General features: G+C 70.7%; 19 protein-coding genes and 2 pseudogenes. 10 read left to right on the top strand and 11 right to left on the bottom strand.

From position 1 onward, the window contains the following. The first annotated feature begins 3 nt into the window (after nt 1-3). A complete protein-coding gene (locus ACI2L1_RS28325; protein WP_404742201.1) occupies nt 4-309 on the top strand; it encodes a hypothetical protein in 306 nt (101 codons plus the stop codon). A 735-nt stretch (nt 310-1044) separates the two neighbouring features. On the opposite strand, the gene ACI2L1_RS28320 is transcribed toward ACI2L1_RS28325, so the two are convergent. Continuing rightward, a complete protein-coding gene (locus ACI2L1_RS28320) occupies nt 1045-1836 on the bottom strand; it encodes a hypothetical protein (protein WP_404742200.1) in 792 nt (263 codons plus the stop codon). 364 nt (nt 1837-2200) lie between these two features. Here ACI2L1_RS28320 and ACI2L1_RS28315 point away from each other — a divergent pair, with 364 nt between their 5' ends. Further along, nucleotides 2201-2890, top strand: coding sequence for a sensor histidine kinase (locus ACI2L1_RS28315; RefSeq protein ID WP_404742199.1), 690 nt, complete (start codon nt 2201-2203; stop codon nt 2888-2890). Nucleotides 2891-3098: 208 nt separating this feature from the next. Here the strand turns inward: ACI2L1_RS28315 and ACI2L1_RS28310 are convergent, their stop codons facing one another. Then, nucleotides 3099-3623, bottom strand: coding sequence for a hypothetical protein (locus ACI2L1_RS28310; protein WP_404742198.1), 525 nt, complete (start codon nt 3621-3623; stop codon nt 3099-3101). 394 nt (nt 3624-4017) lie between these two features. Here ACI2L1_RS28310 and ACI2L1_RS28305 point away from each other — a divergent pair, with 394 nt between their 5' ends. The 5 genes from ACI2L1_RS28305 to ACI2L1_RS28285 all read left to right on the top strand — a co-directional run bounded on the left by ACI2L1_RS28305 (nt 4018) and on the right by ACI2L1_RS28285 (nt 8865). Then, the gene (locus ACI2L1_RS28305) at nt 4018-4725 is read left to right on the top strand and encodes a response regulator transcription factor (protein WP_404742197.1); all 708 of its coding nucleotides are present in this window, start codon (nt 4018-4020) and stop codon (nt 4723-4725) included. 43 nt (nt 4726-4768) lie between these two features. Then, nucleotides 4769-6163, top strand: coding sequence for an ATP-binding protein (locus ACI2L1_RS28300; protein WP_404742196.1), 1395 nt, complete (start codon nt 4769-4771; stop codon nt 6161-6163). 20 nt (nt 6164-6183) lie between these two features. Beyond that, nucleotides 6184-6888 (top strand): response regulator, encoded by a 705-nt coding sequence (locus ACI2L1_RS28295; RefSeq protein WP_404742195.1) that lies wholly within the window; start codon nt 6184-6186, stop codon nt 6886-6888. A gap of 107 nt (nt 6889-6995) precedes the next feature. Then, entirely contained in the window at nt 6996-7835 is an 840-nt protein-coding gene (locus tag ACI2L1_RS28290; protein WP_404742194.1) for a hypothetical protein, read from the top strand. Nucleotides 7836-7986: 151 nt separating this feature from the next. Beyond that, entirely contained in the window at nt 7987-8865 is an 879-nt protein-coding gene (locus tag ACI2L1_RS28285) for a hypothetical protein (RefSeq protein ID WP_404742193.1), read from the top strand. A gap of 6 nt (nt 8866-8871) precedes the next feature. Here ACI2L1_RS28285 and ACI2L1_RS28280 read toward each other — a convergent pair whose 3' ends face one another. From ACI2L1_RS28280 to ACI2L1_RS28260, 5 genes are read right to left on the bottom strand one after another with little or no spacing between them, the layout of a single operon-like run. After that, the gene (locus tag ACI2L1_RS28280; protein ID WP_404742192.1) at nt 8872-10248 is read right to left on the bottom strand and encodes a sensor histidine kinase; all 1377 of its coding nucleotides are present in this window, start codon (nt 10246-10248) and stop codon (nt 8872-8874) included. Beyond that, entirely contained in the window at nt 10245-10907 is a 663-nt protein-coding gene (locus ACI2L1_RS28275) for a response regulator transcription factor (protein ID WP_404742191.1), read from the bottom strand. Before ACI2L1_RS28275 ends, ACI2L1_RS28280 begins: the two co-directional genes overlap by 4 nt. After that, on the bottom strand, nt 10861-11589 hold the full coding sequence (locus ACI2L1_RS28270; protein WP_404742190.1) for a phosphatase PAP2 family protein: 729 nt from the start codon (nt 11587-11589) through the stop codon (nt 10861-10863). Before ACI2L1_RS28270 ends, ACI2L1_RS28275 begins: the two co-directional genes overlap by 47 nt. Beyond that, the gene (locus tag ACI2L1_RS28265) at nt 11586-12191 is read right to left on the bottom strand and encodes a phosphatase PAP2 family protein (protein WP_404742189.1); all 606 of its coding nucleotides are present in this window, start codon (nt 12189-12191) and stop codon (nt 11586-11588) included. The genes ACI2L1_RS28270 and ACI2L1_RS28265 overlap by 4 nt, the downstream gene beginning before the upstream one ends. Next, the gene (locus ACI2L1_RS28260) at nt 12188-12856 is read right to left on the bottom strand and encodes a DedA family protein (protein ID WP_404742188.1); all 669 of its coding nucleotides are present in this window, start codon (nt 12854-12856) and stop codon (nt 12188-12190) included. The genes ACI2L1_RS28265 and ACI2L1_RS28260 overlap by 4 nt, the downstream gene beginning before the upstream one ends. Before the next feature lie 117 nt (nt 12857-12973). On the opposite strand from ACI2L1_RS28260, the gene ACI2L1_RS28255 reads away from it, so the two are divergent. Continuing rightward, on the top strand, nt 12974-13351 hold the full coding sequence (locus tag ACI2L1_RS28255; protein ID WP_398431695.1) for a BlaI/MecI/CopY family transcriptional regulator: 378 nt from the start codon (nt 12974-12976) through the stop codon (nt 13349-13351). After that, nucleotides 13348-14280 (top strand): M48 family metalloprotease, encoded by a 933-nt coding sequence (locus ACI2L1_RS28250; RefSeq protein ID WP_404742187.1) that lies wholly within the window; start codon nt 13348-13350, stop codon nt 14278-14280. The genes ACI2L1_RS28255 and ACI2L1_RS28250 overlap by 4 nt, the downstream gene beginning before the upstream one ends. 1025 nt (nt 14281-15305) lie before the next feature. Here the strand turns inward: ACI2L1_RS28250 and ACI2L1_RS28245 are convergent. The 3 genes and pseudogenes from ACI2L1_RS28245 to ACI2L1_RS28235 all read right to left on the bottom strand — a co-directional run. Then, complete coding sequence (locus tag ACI2L1_RS28245) at nt 15306-15992, bottom strand: response regulator (protein ID WP_404742261.1); 687 nt, start codon at nt 15990-15992, stop codon at nt 15306-15308. Then, a complete protein-coding gene (locus ACI2L1_RS28240) occupies nt 15989-16396 on the bottom strand; it encodes a sensor histidine kinase (RefSeq protein ID WP_404742260.1) in 408 nt (135 codons plus the stop codon). Before ACI2L1_RS28240 ends, ACI2L1_RS28245 begins: the two co-directional genes overlap by 4 nt. A 115-nt stretch (nt 16397-16511) precedes the next feature. Next, nucleotides 16512-16601 (bottom strand): annotated as a pseudogene (locus ACI2L1_RS28235) (hypothetical protein); the annotation flags it as partial. Nucleotides 16602-16625: 24 nt separating this feature from the next. Between ACI2L1_RS28235 and ACI2L1_RS28230 the strand changes: the two are divergent. Next, on the top strand, nt 16626-16820 hold the full coding sequence (locus ACI2L1_RS28230) for a hypothetical protein (protein WP_404742262.1): 195 nt from the start codon (nt 16626-16628) through the stop codon (nt 16818-16820). Between the two features lie 255 nt (nt 16821-17075). Here the strand turns inward: ACI2L1_RS28230 and ACI2L1_RS28225 are convergent. Continuing rightward, a pseudogene (locus ACI2L1_RS28225) lies at nt 17076-17288 on the bottom strand (DUF4118 domain-containing protein); the annotation flags it as partial. Between the last annotated feature and the right edge of the window lie 68 nt (nt 17289-17356).

Below are 17356 nucleotides of genomic sequence, written 5' to 3'. Positions count from 1 at the left end.
GGTATGACGGAGATTGCGGTACGCCGAGACAAGGCCGACAGCTACGCGCAATTGCGCCGGTACAAGGTGTACGTGGACGGCGAACGCGTGGGGGACCTACGGCGGGGCGAGACCTGCCTGAGGGCGGTCTCCCCCGGCACGCACACCGTTCAGGTCAAGATCTCGTGGTGCTCAAGCCCGCCTCTTTCGGTAGCAGTGTCCGAGGGCGAGCGACAGGAACTGGTGTGCAGGGCGGTCCCAGGAGTGGAATCGGATCCCATGGCGGTGTTCATCCGTCGACACGACCTCCTCACCCTGCGCAAGGCGTGAGGTCGTTCCGTCCGGGGGCTGGGACCTTGCTGTGCCCGGTGCCATGAACTCCGGGCCCGCGCCGTACTCATGTGCCGCCTGTGCGCCGAACTAGGCTGTCTCGCACGAAGTGGATGGGTAGGGGGCGTTCTCCATGTCGTGCGCCCGGAGCTACAGTCCGCCCGACCGCGCATGGGAAGGGGTATCCGCTGCGGGCGAGTTTGAGGCGCACTCCCGAGCAGGGGTGATCGTCTCGGAAGCTGGTTGGTCTTGTCCTTCCAGGACGCGTTCTGGACGCAGGTTGGACACAAGGATCGGAAAAGACTGGCAAGAGCCGAGAAGGTCTAAGGCGCCAGACCACGTCTGACCTGGCCAAACGGCCAAGATGAGCATGGATCGACAAGGGTCGCCAAGATCCCCAAAGGACTCATAATCCGCCGGCCGTGGGTTCGAGTCCCACCCGCCCCACCTGTGTAGGTCTTTGACCTGCGGAAACGTCTCATCGGGGGTGCGGATTCAGGAGTTTGTTTCGACGGACGGAATCCGCTGCTCGTGACGCCGACGTTTTCGAGGGGTGGGACGCTCAATTCTGGACGCTGGCTGGACGCGAGGAATCGCAAGTGCCGCCTGGTGATCTTCGAGTCGGCCTTCTGTCCGGGGCGGCGTGTGGGCGCGGCGCTCCCTGCGAGGGGACTGTGGCCGAGGTGTGTACTGGGATAACGGCCTGTAGAGGAAACGGCCCAGCGCGTCCTTGTCTCATGCCGCAGCGTGCGCGCCCCTGTCGCGTTGTGACACCGCCAGGTAGCCGACGAATCCGATGATCGCCACCGTCCAGGCGAGGGTGACGGGTGCCAGGCCGAGGGCGAGGCCGCCGCGGGTGTGGGGGAGGGCCATCCAGTCGGCGAGGGAGGCTCCGAGGGGGCGGGTGATGACGTACGCGGTCCAGAAGGCGGTGACCGCGCCGAGGGCCCCGAAGCGGTGGGCCAGGGCTGGAGCGCAGATGGCGGCTGCGAAGAGGGCGACCGAGCCCAGGTAGCCGAAGCCGACGGTGGCTGTGAGGTCGCCCGTGGCGGTGCCGAGGGCGAAGGTGGCGAGGACGGCCGCCCAGTAGAACGCCTCGCGGCGCCGGGTCCGGATCGTGTGGATGGAGAGGGTCTGCTCGCTCACGTACCAGAGGGCGAAGACCGCGGCCAGTACGACGAGGAACGCCGGGGTCGAGACCGGGTACGGCACGCCGAGGCCGACGTGCAGGACATCGGCGGCCATCGTGCCGAAAACGCTGACCATGACGACGGCGGTCCAGTAGGCCCACGCGACATACCGGCGGAGTGCGAACTGCACGGCCAGGGACGCCACCAGGGCGAGGCCGCCGAGCGCCACCGCAGGGATCGGGCCGAGCGTGCGGGCCAGGAGGTCCGACGCAGTCTCGCCCATGCCGGTGGTCAGCACCTTGATGATCCAGAAATAGACTGTCACCTCCGGCACCTTGTTCGCCAGTTGGCGTACGGGGAGGAGGGGGCGTTCATCGAGGACAGGCTCTGCGGTCATGATCCGCACGATCGCACTTCGAGCATGAACGCAACCTGAACGGTGCGCGGGGCGGCGGCATGCAGTACCACGACCCGGCGGTGATGGATCCGTACCCGGTTGATCCTCGCCTATGACTTGGGGCTCGCTCGTCCGGGTACGGGGTGAGCGGGCGGCGGAGGTCACCCGAGCTCGTCGGCACTACGCCGTTCGGGCCTCTCGCGTGGGCTGCAGCCCGCCATCCCCTCACCTTGGACAGGGGTGAGGGAGACGACTTCTTCTCACCCGTCTCGCCACTGCGGGGCCGTGACCGAGGGCGACCTGAACGCCCGCCGCCACCAGCAGCATCGCCGAGATCGACCAGGTCGCCCGCACCCACAACGAGATGCTCCACAGCCTCTCCGAACTGCTGCGCCACGAACGCGGCTTCACCGCCAACGCCTCCCACCAGCTGCGCACCCCGCTCACCGGTCTGCAACTCGCCCTGGAGGGGGGCCTCGCCCAGGACGATGACGCCGGGCTGCGACCCGTCCTGACCGAAGCACTGGCCACCACGCACCGCCTGCACCACACGGTGGAGGAGGCGCTGCTCCTGTCGCATGCCAGGGAGGCGTCCCGCTCCGCCGCCGGGAAGATCGCGGTAGGGCAGCTGCTGCGGGAGGCCGAGGAACGCTGGCACGGCCTGTTCGCCCGGGACGGCAGACGCCTGGAGTGCGCCGCACGGGACACACCGACCGATGTCCTGGTCCCAGGCGCGCCAGTGTCGGAGGTGCTCGGCATCCTGCTGGACAACGCCCGCGTGCATGGGCGCGGCACCGTCCGGGTCGCCGTGCGGGACCTGGAGGACGCCCTCGCCTTCGACGTGAGCGACGAGGGTGCCGTGGCGGGCGAGCCGGCCCAGCTGTTCGACCGGGGGCACACCGGGGGCGGACAGGGAGCGGGCATCGGTCTGGCTCTCGCCCGGGACCTGGCCGTCTCGCTCGGCGGCAGGCTCGCCCTGAGCAGTGCTCATCCGGCCACTTTCACGTTGCTCATTCCTGTCGATGAGGACGAGGCACAGGGAGCGCCTGAGTGAGAGGGGTGCCTGGAGGTCACGTGCCGGCGCCACGTGAAGCCGTCGTTGGCGTTCAACTCGGACACGGTCCTTGGGACGGGCGTCCGGCCGCGTCCCGGTCAGCCGCTGATCCTTCTGTACGTGGTCACGCAGATCCGCACGCGTCGTGCCGCCAGAACCAGCCGTAGACCGTGCCGACCCACCCGTGCCTGGCCTGGTCCAGCGCCTCCTAGCCCCTGACCGCCGTCAACACGTTCTCCTCGAAGGGGCCGCCCTTGACCGTGACCTCCTTCACCGTGCCGATGCCCTTCACGTAGTACTTGTTGTCCACGACCCCGGGTTCCAGCGGCGTCCACTCCTTCGTGCGCAGGGCCCCGGTGAAGGTGTTGTACGGGACGGACACGCGGGAGGTCAGGTCCAGGACCTGGAAGCGGTCCTCGGCCTGGCCGGGGTAGTACTCCTGCTGTCCGGCGGCGCCGGGCACGGGATGCGCGGGCAGGAAGATGCCGGGACGGGCGCCGTCACGGCCGGCGCGCCAGGTGCCCTCGGTGGAGAGCATGTTGCCGTGGGCGTCGAGTTCGGCGGTGTCCTCGCCGAAGTACCAGACGTTTCCGGCGGCGTCCTGGGAGTAGTAGTCACGGGTGGCCTCCTGGAGGGTGCGTCCGGTGTAGGGGCGGTCCGAGACGACACGGCAGGGGATGCCGGTGATTTTCTCGGTCTCGCGGGTGGCGGTGAGGTACTCCGTGGTCTTCACACCGTCCTTGATGCCGCTGTAGACCAGTGTCCGGCCGGGCGGCAGCGGGAACCACGGATTGTCGACGGCCGCCGAGAAGCTGCGGGGAGCGGGCTGGTCGTCGTCGGTGCCGCGGACTGGTGGCTCGAGCTTCCCGAACCCGAGGAACAGGCCGTCAGCACGACCGTGGCCGTGCAGCCGGCAGCGACGGTGAGGACCAGTGCGCTGCGTTTCATGCCTTTGCTGATCATCGGGACTCCCTCGTCGAACTGTGGCTTCGAGCCTGCTCGCGAGTGGCTAAGGGCCCTGAAACGGTCCCCACGAGCCCCCGAGAGGTCCGCTCGGATCGACTCAGCGTCTGCTTAGCCACCCCCCACTACGCTGGACACCAGCACGGCCTGCGGGAGGAGGCGCCATGCGGATTCTCGTGGTCGAGGACGAAGCGCCCATGGCCGAGCTGCTGCGGCGCTGCCTGACGGAGAACGGCTTCGCGGTCGACGTGGCCGCCACCGGGGAGGACGGTCTCTGGTACGCCGGGGAGTCCGACTACGACGTGGTCGTCCTGGACGTGATGCTGCCGGGCAGCGACGGGTTCGCTGTGCTGCGTGAGATCCGCGCCGCCGGCCGGTGGGCGCCCGTCCTGCTGCTCACCGCACGGGACGCCGTCGAGGACCGGGTGCGCGGTCTGGACCTGGGCGCGGACGACTACCTCGTCAAGCCGTTCGCACTCGCCGAACTATTGTCCCGGCTACGCGCGCTGATGCGCCGGGGCGCCCGCGAACGGCCCGCAGTGCTCACCGTCGGCGACCTCACCCTCGATCCGGCGACCCGCTCCGTGGCCCGCGGGGGTGCGCCGATCACCTTGACGGCCAAGGAGTTCGCGCTGCTTGAGTGCCTGATGCGACGGCCCGGCCAGGTGCTCTCCAAGGCCGAACTCATCGAACACGTCTGGGACTTCACCTTCGACGCGGACTCGAACGTCGTGGAGGTGTACGTGGGCTACCTGCGGCAGAAGATCGACCGGCCCTTCGGGCGGCGGTCACTGCGTACCAGCCGGGGCGCCGGCTACTGGCTGAGAGACGACCGCAAGGACGATGCGGATCATGCGCACTCGGTTGGCTAGGCTCCCCGTCCGGCTCCGCCTGACCCTCGCCTTCTGTCTGGCGATGGCGATGGTACTCACCGCGCTGGGCGCCTTCCTCTACACCCGGATGGGCACCGAACTGACCCGTGCCGTCGACCTCGACCTGCGCGCACGGGCCGCGGCCACCGTCGGCTCGCTGGCCCAGCGTGAACGGGCTCCGCTGGACGCGGGCAGTGGACTCATCGACCCCGACGAGTCGTTCGGCCAGATCCTCACGCAGCAGGGTGACGTCGTCGAGACGACTCCGGCCGTCGCAGCGGCGCCCATGCTGCCGCCGGGCACCGCACGAACCGTCAGCAAGCCGGTCTTCCTCAGCCGCCATGTCGTGGGCAGCAACGACCCCGCCCGGCTGCTCGCCCTGCCCGTTCGTCTGCCGGGGACGGTCGAACAGCCCGCCGTCCTCGTCGTCGGCGCACCGCTGGGCGACCGTGCGGAGGCACTGGACCGGCTGCTGCTCCTGCTGCTCATCGGCGGGCCGCTCGCCCTGGCGGCGTCCTCGTACGCGGGCTGGCTGCTGGCGGGCGCGGCTCTGCGACCGGTCGAGCGGATCCGCCGGGAGGCCGCCGCGATCTCCGAGACCGAGCCTGAACGGCGCCTGACCGTCCCACCGACCGGGGACGAACTGGCCCGTCTCGCGCTCACCCTCAATGCCATGCTCGCGCGCCTCCAGGAAGCACTGGAGCGCGAGCACCGCTTCGTCGACACCGCCGGACACGAGCTGCGCACCCCGCTGACCCTGCTGCGGGCCGAGCTCGAACTGGCCACGGCGCGCCCGCGCGACCGCGTCGAACTCGAGGCCGCTCTACGTTCCGCCGCCGCCGAGACCGACCGGCTCGTTGGACTCGCCGAGGACATCCTCGTCCTCGCCCGCACGCGAGTGGGCCGACTCCCGCTGCGCCGCGAGCCAGTGCCCCCGCCACGACTGCTCACCGACGCGGCCGAGGCGTTCCGTGCCCGCGCGACCGCCGACGGTGCGACGATCACCGTGGAGACGTCCGGAGCCCCCGAAGCAACCGCCGACGCCGATCCGGTACGGCTGCGCCAAGTTCTGCACAACCTCCTCGACAACGCCCTGCGCCACTCCGGCTCGTCGGGGCCTGGCCACATCGTCCTGAGTACCGAACGAGCGGACAGTGCCGTGAAGTTGTGCGTAGGTGACGAGGGCCAGGGCTTCCCGCCCGCCATGCTCGCCGGGCCACCGCCGGGCCCGTCGGCCGACAGGAGTGCCGGTGGGCTCGGCCTCGCCATCGTCGCGATGATCGCCGCGGCACACGGCGGCCGGTTGAGCCTGGCCAACCGGCCATCGGGCGGGGCTCTCATCACCGTGTGCCTGATCGCCGCGCCAGTGCAGACAAGCGGTGCCGAGTGCCCCAGTGCTGCGGTCGGCTCGTGCGCGGAACCGGCCGAGGCCGAGTAAGCCGCATCCACTGCGACCACGTGTCCCGCGTCAAGGGCTTCGAGGCGGTCGGCCAGGCGGCGACGGTGGCCGAGGCACCGGCCGCGGTGCGCGACCTCCACCCCGACCTGCTGCTGCTCGACATCTTCCTGCCGGACGGCAGCGGACTGGACGTGCTGCGCCGGCTCAGCGGCGACGAGGGCGGCGACCGCCCCGACGCCATCATGATCACCGCCGACCGGGACATCACCTCGGTACGGATCGCGATGAAGCTCGGCGCCGTCGGCTACCTGGTCAAGCCCTTCGGCGCGCCCGACCTCGCCGAGCGGCTCACCGCCTACCGGGAGCTCCAGCACCTATGGACGCCCTGGGTACGGTCCCCGAGACCGACCAGGCTGACGTGGACGCTCTGTTCAGCGCCGACCGGCCGCCGGCCGTGCCGTGCGTCCCTGCGAAGGGCCACTCCGCGCCGACGCCTGCCCTGCTGCACCAGACCTGCGCGGCGCGCACGACGCTCTGTCGGCTGCGGAGGCCGCCGAACGCACCGGCGTGGCGCAGCCACAGGCCGGGACCGGGCAGGAGGAGGGCGGCGACGTAGGACAGCACGACGGCCCGGCCGAGCCGACGGCGCAGCCAGGCCGTCACCGGGTCGGCAGGCGGTCGGGAGGCAGTCGGACGGTTCAAGGCGGCCTTCTTCCATGGCGGCGGAGGGGACGGGGCGGAACGCCGCTATGCGGGAGCCGTGATCACGAGTCGTCATGGCACTCATAGTGCTCGGGTGAGGCGGCCGGGGCAGCGGGTGACGCACGGCAGTCAGGATGCGTTCAGGTATCCCGTGGCACGGTCGGGCCTCATGACATACGAGACCTCTCAGACGCCCACGCCCTCGGCGGCCGACCCCCAGGTGTCGCCCTCCGGTCGCCGACTGGGATGGAACAAGGTGCCTGAAGTCACCGTCTATTTCTGGGTCATCAAGGTGCTGTGCACGACGGTCGGCGAGACCGCGGCCGACCTGCTCAACGAGAAGGCCGGTCTCGGCCTGACCGGTGTGTCGGTGCTGATGAGCGCCCTGCTGGCGGTCGTCCTGGTGGTGCAGTTCCGTACCACCGCCTACCGTGCGGGGGTGTACTGGCTCGCCGTCGCCCTGATCAGCGTCGTCGGCACGCTGATCAGCGACAACCTCACCGACAACATGGGCGTACCGCTGGAGACCAGCACCACCGTCTTCGCGGTCATCCTGGCGGTCGTCTTCGTGGTCTGGTACCGGCGCGAGCGGACACTGTCCATCCACCACATCGACACCACGAGCCGCGAGTCCTACTACTGGCTCGCCGTGCTGTTCACCTTCGCGCTCGGCACCGCGGCCGGTGACCTGGTCTCGGAGCGCATGGACCTGGGCTACTGGCTCTCCGCGGTCTTGTTCGGCCTGGCCATCGCCGCGGTCGCCCTCGCGCACTTCAAGCTCGGTCTGGACGCGGTGTGGAGCTTCTGGACCGCCTACATCCTCACCCGTCCGCTCGGCGCGTCCATCGGCGACTACCTCTCTCAGCCCAGCGGAGACGGCGGCCTGGGCCTGGGCACCGTCATCACCAGCGCGCTGTTCCTCACGGTCATCCTCGGCCTGGTCATCTACCTCTCGGTGACCCGAAGGGACGTGGCGCAGCCGCAGCATGCCGCCCGACACGCGGCCTGAGCAGCCACGCGGCAGTCGTTCAGGATGCGTTCAGGGTGACGCTGTCAAGGTCCGTTCCGGCGATCGCTCCACGGAGTTTCCTGATCGCGCAGGGTGCCTGCTCGCGTCGCGGGCGGGCGCCCTGCTGTTCGACCGCATGGGAGCCCCCACCTTGCAGAATCCGGAAATGCTCACCGACCTCGACGTCGCGAGCACGACCAAGTCGGTCATGAAGAAACTCCCCGAGGTCACCCTTGCGTTCTGGATCATGAAGATCGCCGCGACCACCCTCGGCGAGACGGCCGGCGACCTCTTCGCGCAGACCCTGAAACTCGGCTACTTCCTCACCACGATCGCCCTGTTCACGCTCTTCGTGGTGACCCTGGTCGTCCAGCTCAGGTCCAGCCGCTACAACCCGTTCTTCTACTGGACCGTGATCCTGTCGACCAGCATGGCCGGCACCACGATGTCCGACTTCATGAACCGGGACGTCGGCGCCAAGTACCTCTCGCAAGGCGCCACTTCACTCGGCTGGGGTCCGCAGGGCCTTGGCATGGGCTACCCGACCGGTGCCGCGATCCTCATCTCGATCCTGCTGGTCATCTTCGCCGTCTGGAAGACGACCGGGATGACCTTCCAGATCCGGGACATCGTCACCTTCCGCGGCGAAGCCCTGTTCTGGTCGGCGATCCTCGTCTCCAACACCCTCGGCACATCCATGGGCGACTTCCTCTCCGACAGCTCCGGCCTCGGTTACGCCGGCGGCGCACTGCTCGTGACGGGCGCACTGGCCGTCCTCGTCCTGCTGATGAAGGTGCCGGTCGTGCCGAACGTGCTGCTGTTCTGGATCGCCTTCGTCCTCACCCGCCCCCTGGGAGCCACCGCCGGTGACCTCCTGACCAAGCCGGTCACCAAGGGCGGCCTGGACCTCGGCACCGCGGGATCTTCCGCCGTGCTGCTGGCCGTTCTGGTCGGGCTGATGGCGTACGCGCAGGCGCAGGAGCGCAGAACACCGCAGATGACGGAGCCGGTCGCCCGGCGGGCCGGCTGAATCACGTCATCCGGCGGGCAGGTCGACCAGGAAACGTGCTCCGGGACTGTGCTCGGGGTCGTGGGAGACCTCGCCGCCGACGGCGCGGGCCAGGCGCCGCGCAAGCGGCAGTCCCAGGCCCGCCCCGTCGTGCCCGTCGCCGGGGTCCGCGCGCCGGCCGGGCTGGAAGAGATCGTCGAGGAACTCCTCCGGTACGCCAGGACCGTCGTCGGTGACGTCGATGCGGACGCCGCCGGGCAACTGCCTTGCGGACACGGTCACCGTGGAGCCGGCATGGCGAACGGCATTGGCCAGCAGAGGGCTGACGATGCGTTCGAGAAGAGCGGAGGCGATGCCCGCCTCAAGCTGCTGGTCCGGTACGTCGACGACGGTCTTCAGTTGCTCCCGTGCGTCGAGGTCCTCGACCAGCCGACGCAGCACGGGAGCGACAGCGGTGGCACCGACGGCCGTGGTGGTGTTCTGCGCGCCTTCGCGGGCGTCGTTCAACAGCGTGTCGCAGATGGTGCGCATGGACTGGGCGGCCTCCGCGATCACCTCGTGGGTGGCGTGGGTCTCGGCGGCCGAGCGCGGGCGGGCCCGCCACCAGTCGAGCTCGACGACGATCCGGGTGAGCGGGGTGCGCAGTTCGTGGGACAACTCCCCGGTCAGCTGCTGCTCGTGACGCAGCACGGTGCGGATGCGGTCCAGCAGTGCGTCCAACGAGGTGCCCAGGCGGGCCAGTTCGGCCGGCTGGTTCTCGGCGCCGAAACGCTGGTCGGAACCGACGGCGCTCCACTGGGTGGCCTGGTCTGTCATGGTGCGCACGGGGCGCAGCGCCCGTCCGACGGCCAGCCGCGTCAGCGCGTAGGTGCACGCGAGCATGACGGCGTCCAGGATCAGCGAGCCCGACAGCAGGGTGGCGGCGGAGTTGCGGTAAGGGGCGAGGTCCACGGCCGTGATGACGGTGGCGGTGCTGCGACGGCCGGACACGGGCTGGGAGCACAGGCGGACGAAACGGGGGTTGTCGGTGTGCACGATCGCGCAGACCGGCCTGCCCCGCGCGGCGAGCCGGTCGGCGGCCCGGGTCAGCGCACTGTCGGCCGTGGCGGACGGTGGTTTCTCCAGCAGTCGTGTCCCGGTGTAGATCCACACGTTCGCGTCGAGCAGGCTGTCGTTGACGGTCTCCAGGACTCGCACTCGGGGCCCGCTGGTGTCGACGGTGGTGGCGACGGCGGCGGCGCGGTTGCGTAGTTCGTCGTCAGCCTGGTGCTGGAGGTGTCGGTCCATCGCGGTGTTGAACACGACGGTCAGCACGGTCATCAGGAGCGCGGCGGTGGTCAGCGCCACGAGCGAGAGCCGACCGCGCAGCGTGCGGGGCGCCAGACGACGCGCGAGCCGGTTCATGACAGCCGGTGCCCGATCCCGCGTGTCGTGGTGAGGCCGAGGCCGCTGCCCGCTTCGCGCAGCTTGCGGCGCAGTCGGCTCAGATACTGGTCGAGGGTGTTGTCGCTGACCTGGGCGCCGTCCGGCCAGGCGGCCCTGACCAGGTCGCGGCGGGACACGAGGGTCCCGCCCGCGGCCATGAGCGTGGCCAGCAGACGGAACTCCGTGGGGGAGAGGTCGATGTGGACGTCGCCGGCGTGCGCGCTGTGCCGGGTCGCGTCCAGGACCAGGTCTCCGGCGGTGGCCACGGCCGCGGGTGCGGTGCGTTTGATCGCGGCCCGCAGCCGGGCGACGAGTTCGGCGAGATGGAACGGCTTGGGCAGGTAGTCGTCGGCTCCGGCGGAGAACCCGGACAGCCGGTCGGTGAGGTGACGGCGGGCCGTCAGGAAGATGATCGGGGCGGCGAACCCGCCCGCGCGCAGCGCCTGGCAGACGTCCCGGCCGTCCGCGTCGGGCAGCCCGACGTCCAGGACGATGGCCGCGATGTCGTCGGTGGCCAGCCGCAGGGCGGTGGCGCCGTCGGCAGCGGGCACGGGGTCGAAGTCCTCGTCCGACAGGCCGCGACGCAGCACATCACGCAGGGCGTGATCGTCCTCGACGACCAGGATCTTGCGGCGCATGGCCCTCCGTAGCCTCTTGGTCTGTGTCCCTCGTACCTGAGATGAACCCCTCGGGCAGCCACCAGGCGGCGGCGCACAGGCACAGTCCCAGCCAGCCGATGGCGAAGAGCCAGCCGCCGACGACGTCGGTGAACCAGTGCACCCCGAGGTAGACACGGGTGAGCCCGACCAGCGCGCCCCAGCAGCCGAAGACGAGAGCGAGCAGGGTCCCGCCGCGCAGGGCGCGGATGTACACGGCGATGACGAGCAGTCCTGCGGTGAGGGCGGCCGTGGTGGTATGGCCGGAGGGGAACGCCCACCCCGAGGCGTGCGTGGCCCACTCCATGTGGGCGGGACGGGGCCGGGATACGAGCGCCATCACGCCGTACCGCGCCGCCTGCCCGGCGCCGAGGCAGGCGAGGCAGAGCGCGGCGGCGACGACCCGTCGGCGCAAGGTGCGCCCGGCGATGATCCCCGCCAGCGCGCAGAGGACGTACGGGATGGCGCCGGTTCCGGTGGCGGTCAGCCCGCGGGCCAGCGCCACCGCCACGTCCGGGCGGTGGCCTGCGGACCAGGAGAGCAGGTCCTCGTCCGCGTACAGTGGCCTGCCGTCGCCGATCACGGTCATGGCCAGTACGCCGAACGCCGTCCACGCGCCCAGGCCGACGCTGCCGGCCAGCTCGCCGAGATCGCCGCGCTTCATGACGCCCGTACCAGCGGACGCAGCCGTGAGCCGGTGATCCGCCGGACCAGGGGATCCGGACGGCGGCGCACCGCGGTCATCGCGAGCGCCGCGAAGAGGGCTCCCACGACAACTCCGGCCGCGACGTCGTGCGGATAGTGCGCGCCGACCCAGACCCGCGAGACCGCCATCGCGCAGGCGGCCACGGCCGTGACGGCACCGAGCCGGCGCGAGACGAACCACAGGGCCACCGCGGCTGCGGCGGCGATGGCCGCGTGGTTGCTGGGGAAGGACCAGTCACCTGGTGCCGGACACGCCTCCAGGGTGGCCACGTGCAGGTTCTGACAGGGCCGGTCCTCGCGCACCACCAGTTTCAGGACCGCATCCACCCCGTACGCCGCGACGACGACCACGGGAACGGCCAGTGCGATGAGCGCGGCCGTGGCGCTCACCCGCCGAGCCCGCCACCAGGCCATGGCCATCAGCGCCGCGAACACCGCCAGTCCGTACGTCGACCAGGCCGCAGCGACGTCGTCCAGCCAGTCGGGGGAGCGGTGAGCGAGGTCCACCAGGTCGGTGTAGGCGGAGCCGTCGATCGACGAGCCGTCGAAGGCGAGGATCATCCGCGTGCCCCCTTCGCCCTGGCCGCGCGGCGGGAGCGGTACAGCTCGGCGGCAAGCGGAATCAATGACACGGCCACGATCACGGCGACCATGGGCAGCAGATAGCGATCCACATTCGGGACGGAGGAGCCCAGCGCGTATCCGCCCAGCGTCAGCCCCAGACTCCACACGAGACCGCCGACGACCTGCCACACGGTGAAGGTCCGCGCCGGAACACCCAGAGCACCCGCCATCGGATTCAGGACCGTGCGTACCACTGGCACGAACCGCGCGAGCACGATCGCCCTCGCATGCCCGTACCGCTCCAACAACTCCCCGGCCCGGTGCGCACCGTCATGCAGGCGCGGCGAGCGGCTGCGTGCGAGGAGGGCCCCGCCCGCTTTCCGGCCGAGCAGATAGCCGCACTGCGCACCGGCAAGGGCGCCCGCGGCCGCGGCCACGAGCAGCGGGGCGAGCGACAGTTTCACACCGTGCTGGCCGCTCCCCGTGCACAGCAGCCCCGCGGTGAACAGCAGCGAGTCGCCGGGCAGGAAGAAACCGATCAGCAGCCCGGTTTCCGCGAACATCACCGCGCCGACCCCCAGCACACCGAAGGCGGCCAGCAGGGACTGCGCGCTCAGGACATTCACCGCGAGCTGTGAGGCTGCGAACAAGTGCGCGGTCATGAACGCCGGCCCTCCCATACTGGATGTGCGGGGGCACGCGAAGACGCCACCCGCGTGACTACAATTCTGTAGACGGTCTACTGAACTGTAGACGAAGATGGGGTGAGGATCGTTCCCATGACCGACGCGAAGGACGAACGCCGACCGGCCGGCGAACTGGAGGCTGCCGTCATGGCCGCCCTGTGGGCAGCCGACGCGGCTCTCACTCCAGGTGAGGTGCAGGCCGAACTCGCCTCCGACCTGGCCCGCACGACGGTGACGACGATCCTGTCCCGTCTGTACGACAAGGGTGTCGTCGACCGCCGTCAGCGGGGGCGCGGCTACGCCTACCACCCCGTGCAGGATGCCCCGGGCCTCACCGCCCGGCGCATGCACACCGAACTCGACCGCGACCGCGCCAGCGACCGCGAGACCGTCCTGGCCCGCTTCGTCGCCCAGCTCAATCCGGACGACGAACAGTTGCTGCGCCAACTGCTGGAGGCTGAGGATCGATGACGACCCTGCTGCTGATCCCGCTCCTGCTGCCCTTCGTGATGCCGCTGCTCGCCGGGCGAGCCCTCGACCGGCTGGCCCCCCTCACCGCTCTGTGGGCGCTCACCGCCGCTGCCCTGGTGCTGGCGGGTGCCTGTGTGGCCGCCCTGGGCTCCCTCGTGCTGACCGGACTGCTCAAGCTGCCGGCGTTCGCGGCGCTCGGTGAACTCGTCCACCCCCTGCGCACGCCGTCGGACCACCTGGTCCTGCCCGTGGCCGCCATCGCCACCGGCCTGCTCACCATCGGTGTCTGGACCCTCGCCCGCTCGGCCCTGCGCCAGACGCGCGCCTTCCGCACCGCCCGTGCCGAGGCCGGCCGGCGGCCCGCCGCGGGCGACCTGTGCGTGGTCGACTCGCCCGAGCCGGACGCGTACGCCCTGCCCGGCCGCCCGCACCGCATCGTCGTCACCACCGCCATGCTGCGCAGCCTCGGTCCGGACGAGCGCGAGGCCCTCTTCGCCCACGAGCGAGCCCACAACCAGGGCGGCCACCACTACTTCCTGGCCGCCGCCGAACTCGCCGCCCACTGCCACCCCGCACTGCGTCCGGCGCGCGCCGCCATCAGGCTGGCCGCGGAACGCGCCGCCGACGAAGCCGCCGCCACCGCCGTGGGTGATCGCCGCCTGCTGGCCCGCGCCATCGCCCGCGCCGCCCTCGCCGGCCAGACCGCGCGCTCCACCCGCCCGGACTTCGCCCCCGCCGCGACCACCGGTCCTGTTCCCCGGCGCGTCGCGGCGCTCCTCGCCGCTCCCGCGGGACACGCTCGGCGGTCGGTGTGCTGGGCCGCCCTCCTCCTCGCCGCCTGTGCGGTCCTGTCAGCCACCGCCGCGACGACCGGCGCCCTCGCCTTCCACCATGACGTCGAGGTCGCTCAGGGTGAAGAGCCCCGCTGATCGCTTCCCGTACCCGGCTGCCGCGCGGTCTTGGTCGCCCCACCCGCGGTCCTCGCCGCATTCGTGGTCGCCTTCTGCGACTCCAAGCCCGCCGACGCCAGGCGGTCGTCCTCTCCGAGACGGAGTGCGGCAACGGCTTCACCGCACCCAGGCCGGGCCGGCAGACCTTGCAGACGTACAACACCTCCGAGGTCTACCTCGTCGCCCCGGCCACCAACGCGGTCTACGGCGAGATCGAGGGCCTGGCCCTGGCGCACACCCGAGACCTCGTCGTCACCGTTTCCGGCGGTACGCCCGCCCCGCAGCGTGGCTGCCCCGTCGGCGCAGGCCGGTGCTCCTTCTTGAAGAACGGCTCTGGGCGCCGGGGTCGCGGGCGCCGCGCTGGTCGGCGGCGGATTCGAGCTGAGCCAGAGCGGTACGGTCACGGCGCAGACCGCGGAGACGAGCAGCGCGGGCAAGGTGTCTTTCCACGGCACGCACACCATGCGGGCATCGGTACCCCGGCGTCGGCCGCGGCCACCTTCGCCGGCAGGTGCGGTCGGTCTCGTCGGCTACCAAGGCGGTGCACGCCGAACACTCTGGCCGTGACCGGCGCTGGGGACCCGATCGGCTGTCGACGGGGTAGGGGGATCTTGGGTGTGGGGCCCATGTCCCGCAGTCGGTAAGGGGCAACCGGCAGACATGGCATCGGCGGCCTCGGTGTGGCACGAGGTGGGGGTCATCCGTGGTCGCGCAGCGGGCCGACCTTGTAGCCGCGTCGCTCGCAGGAGTCGAGGACAAGGGGAAGGGCGCCGAGAGCCGAGCGCCACGCACCTGGAGCCGAGGTGCAGTCGGAGTCGTGGAGCAGGATCGTGCCGCCTGCGTCCAGGTCTGAGGTAACGGTGCGGTGGACTTGTCGACGGTTTTGGGCAGCACTAAGCGATCTTGGGGTCCGGAAATGTCGATGAGAACTGGCAACGCTCAGGGGCCCGTCGCGAAGGGCTGGCTGGATGGTCGTCGGATGTCGGGCTGCGCCGACTGTCGAGTCAGGCTGAGGTGTCGGGGGTGAAGCGGTAGCCGATGCCAGGCTCGGTGATGAGGTAGCGCGGGTTGGAGGGGACGGGTTCCAGTTTTCGGCGGAGGTTGGCGAGGTGGACGCGCAGGTAGTTGGTCTCCTTTTCGTAGCGTGATCCCCATACCTCGTGGAGGAGTTGGCGTTGGGTGACCAGGCGTCCGGGGTTGCGGACGAGGGTTTCCAGCAGGTGCCACTCGGTGGGGGTGAGCCGGATCTCGCCGCTGGGGGTGGTGACGCGCTTGGCGGCCAGGTCGATGGTGAAGGCCGCGGTGGTGATCAGGGGTTGTTCCTCGGCGGGGGTGGCGCGGCGTAGGGCGGCGCGGATGCGGGCGAGGAGTTCGCCCATGCCGAAGGGTTTGGTGACGTAGTCGTCGGCGCCGACGTCCAGAGCGTTGATTTTGGCGGTCTCGTCGTGGCGGGCGGACAGCACGATGATCGGGGCGGTGGACCAGCCGCGCAGGCTCTCGATGATGTTGATGCCGTCGAGGTCGGGCAGGCCGAGGTCGATGACGGCCAGGTCCGGTGTGGCGGTGGCGGCGGCCTGGAGGGCGGTGGTGGCGTCGGAAGCGGGGGTGGTCTGGTAGCCGCGGGCGCCCAGGGCGATGGTCAGGGCGCGCAGCAGGTGTGGGTCGTCGTCGACGATGAGGATGCGGGTCATGGTGCTGTGGGGAGGGTGAGGGTCATGGTCAGTCCGCCGCCGGGGGTGTCGGTGGGGGTGAGGGTGCCGTTCATGGCTTCGGTGAAGCCGCGGGCGATGGCCAGGCCCAGGCCGAGGCCCTGATGGGTGGTGTGGTCGTCCAGGCGCTGGAATGGAGCGAAGGTGCGTTCCCGCTCCTCGGCGGGGATTCCTGGTCCGTGGTCGATGACCTTCAGATGGACCAGGTCGCCTGCGGTATGGGCGTGCAGGTGGACCGGCCGGTCGGGCGGTCCGGCCTGGAGCGCGTTGGCGACGAGGTTGGCGACTACTCGTTCCAGCAGGCCGGGGTCGGCCCATGCGGGTGGCAGATCGTCCGGGACATCGACATCGAGGACTCGGCCGGGAGGCACTGGGGTGTGCAGCAAAGCGGCGGCCGTGATCTCGTCGAGCGCGGTGGCGCGGGGGGGGGACGCTCAGGGCCCCGGCCTGCAGGCGGCTGAGCGCGAGGAGGTTTTCCACCAGGTCGCTCATCTTGTCCGCAGAGGCGTCCACGCTGGTCAGGAGCTCGGTCTGCTGCGCTTCGGTGAGCTGTAGGTCGGGTTCGCCAAGGACGGAGATGGATGCTTTGATCCCGGCGAGCGGGGTGCGCAGGTCGTGGCCGACGGCGGCCAGCAGGGCGGCCCGCAGCTTGTCGATCTCGGTCAGTTCCCGCGCGCGGGCGGCCTGGGTGGCCAGGCGCTCGGCCTGCAGCGCGCGGGCGGCCGCGGTGGCCAGCAGGGTGAGGAAGCGCTGGTCGGCGGCGAAGACCTCCCGGCCGTCGGCCACCAGCCGCAGGTGCTCGCCTGCTGATGCGGACAACGCGGGATCGGTCGACGGCGGTTCGCCGACGACGGCGACCGGGTGCTCGCCGTCGTCGGCGCTTTCCAGCAGAGCGGCGCCGGTCATCCCGAAGGTGTCCCGAACGTGTTCCAGCACCGCTTTCAGTGGCCGTTCCTCCAGCGGCGCCTCGGTGATCCGGGCCAGCAACGCGGCTTCGACGCCGCTGCGGGCCGCGGCGGCGCGCTGGCGGGCGGCCAGATCGACCGCAACACTCACGGTGGTGGCGACAACCACGTAGACGACCAGGGTGATGACCAGGTCCCGGTTTTCGACGGTCAGGGTGTGGAAGGGCGGTACGAAGAAGAAGTTGACCAGGACATCGGAAGCCACCGCCGCCGCCAGCGCCAAAGGCAGGCCACCGGTGGCGGCGACGATGACCACTGCGGTGAGGTAGATCAGCACGATGCTGGCCAGCGACAGCGAGCCCCTCGCAGGCACGAGGACGACGGTGAGGATCACCAGGCCCGCCGCGGCCCCGCCGGCCACGGCCAGCCGACGGCCCGCGC

The organism is Streptomyces sp. NPDC019531 (assembly GCF_044903305.1).
Classification (GTDB): Bacteria; Actinomycetota; Actinomycetes; order Streptomycetales; family Streptomycetaceae; genus Streptomyces.
Note: the sequence above shows the minus strand (reverse complement) of the source record. Positions and strands in the feature narration are given on the sequence as shown.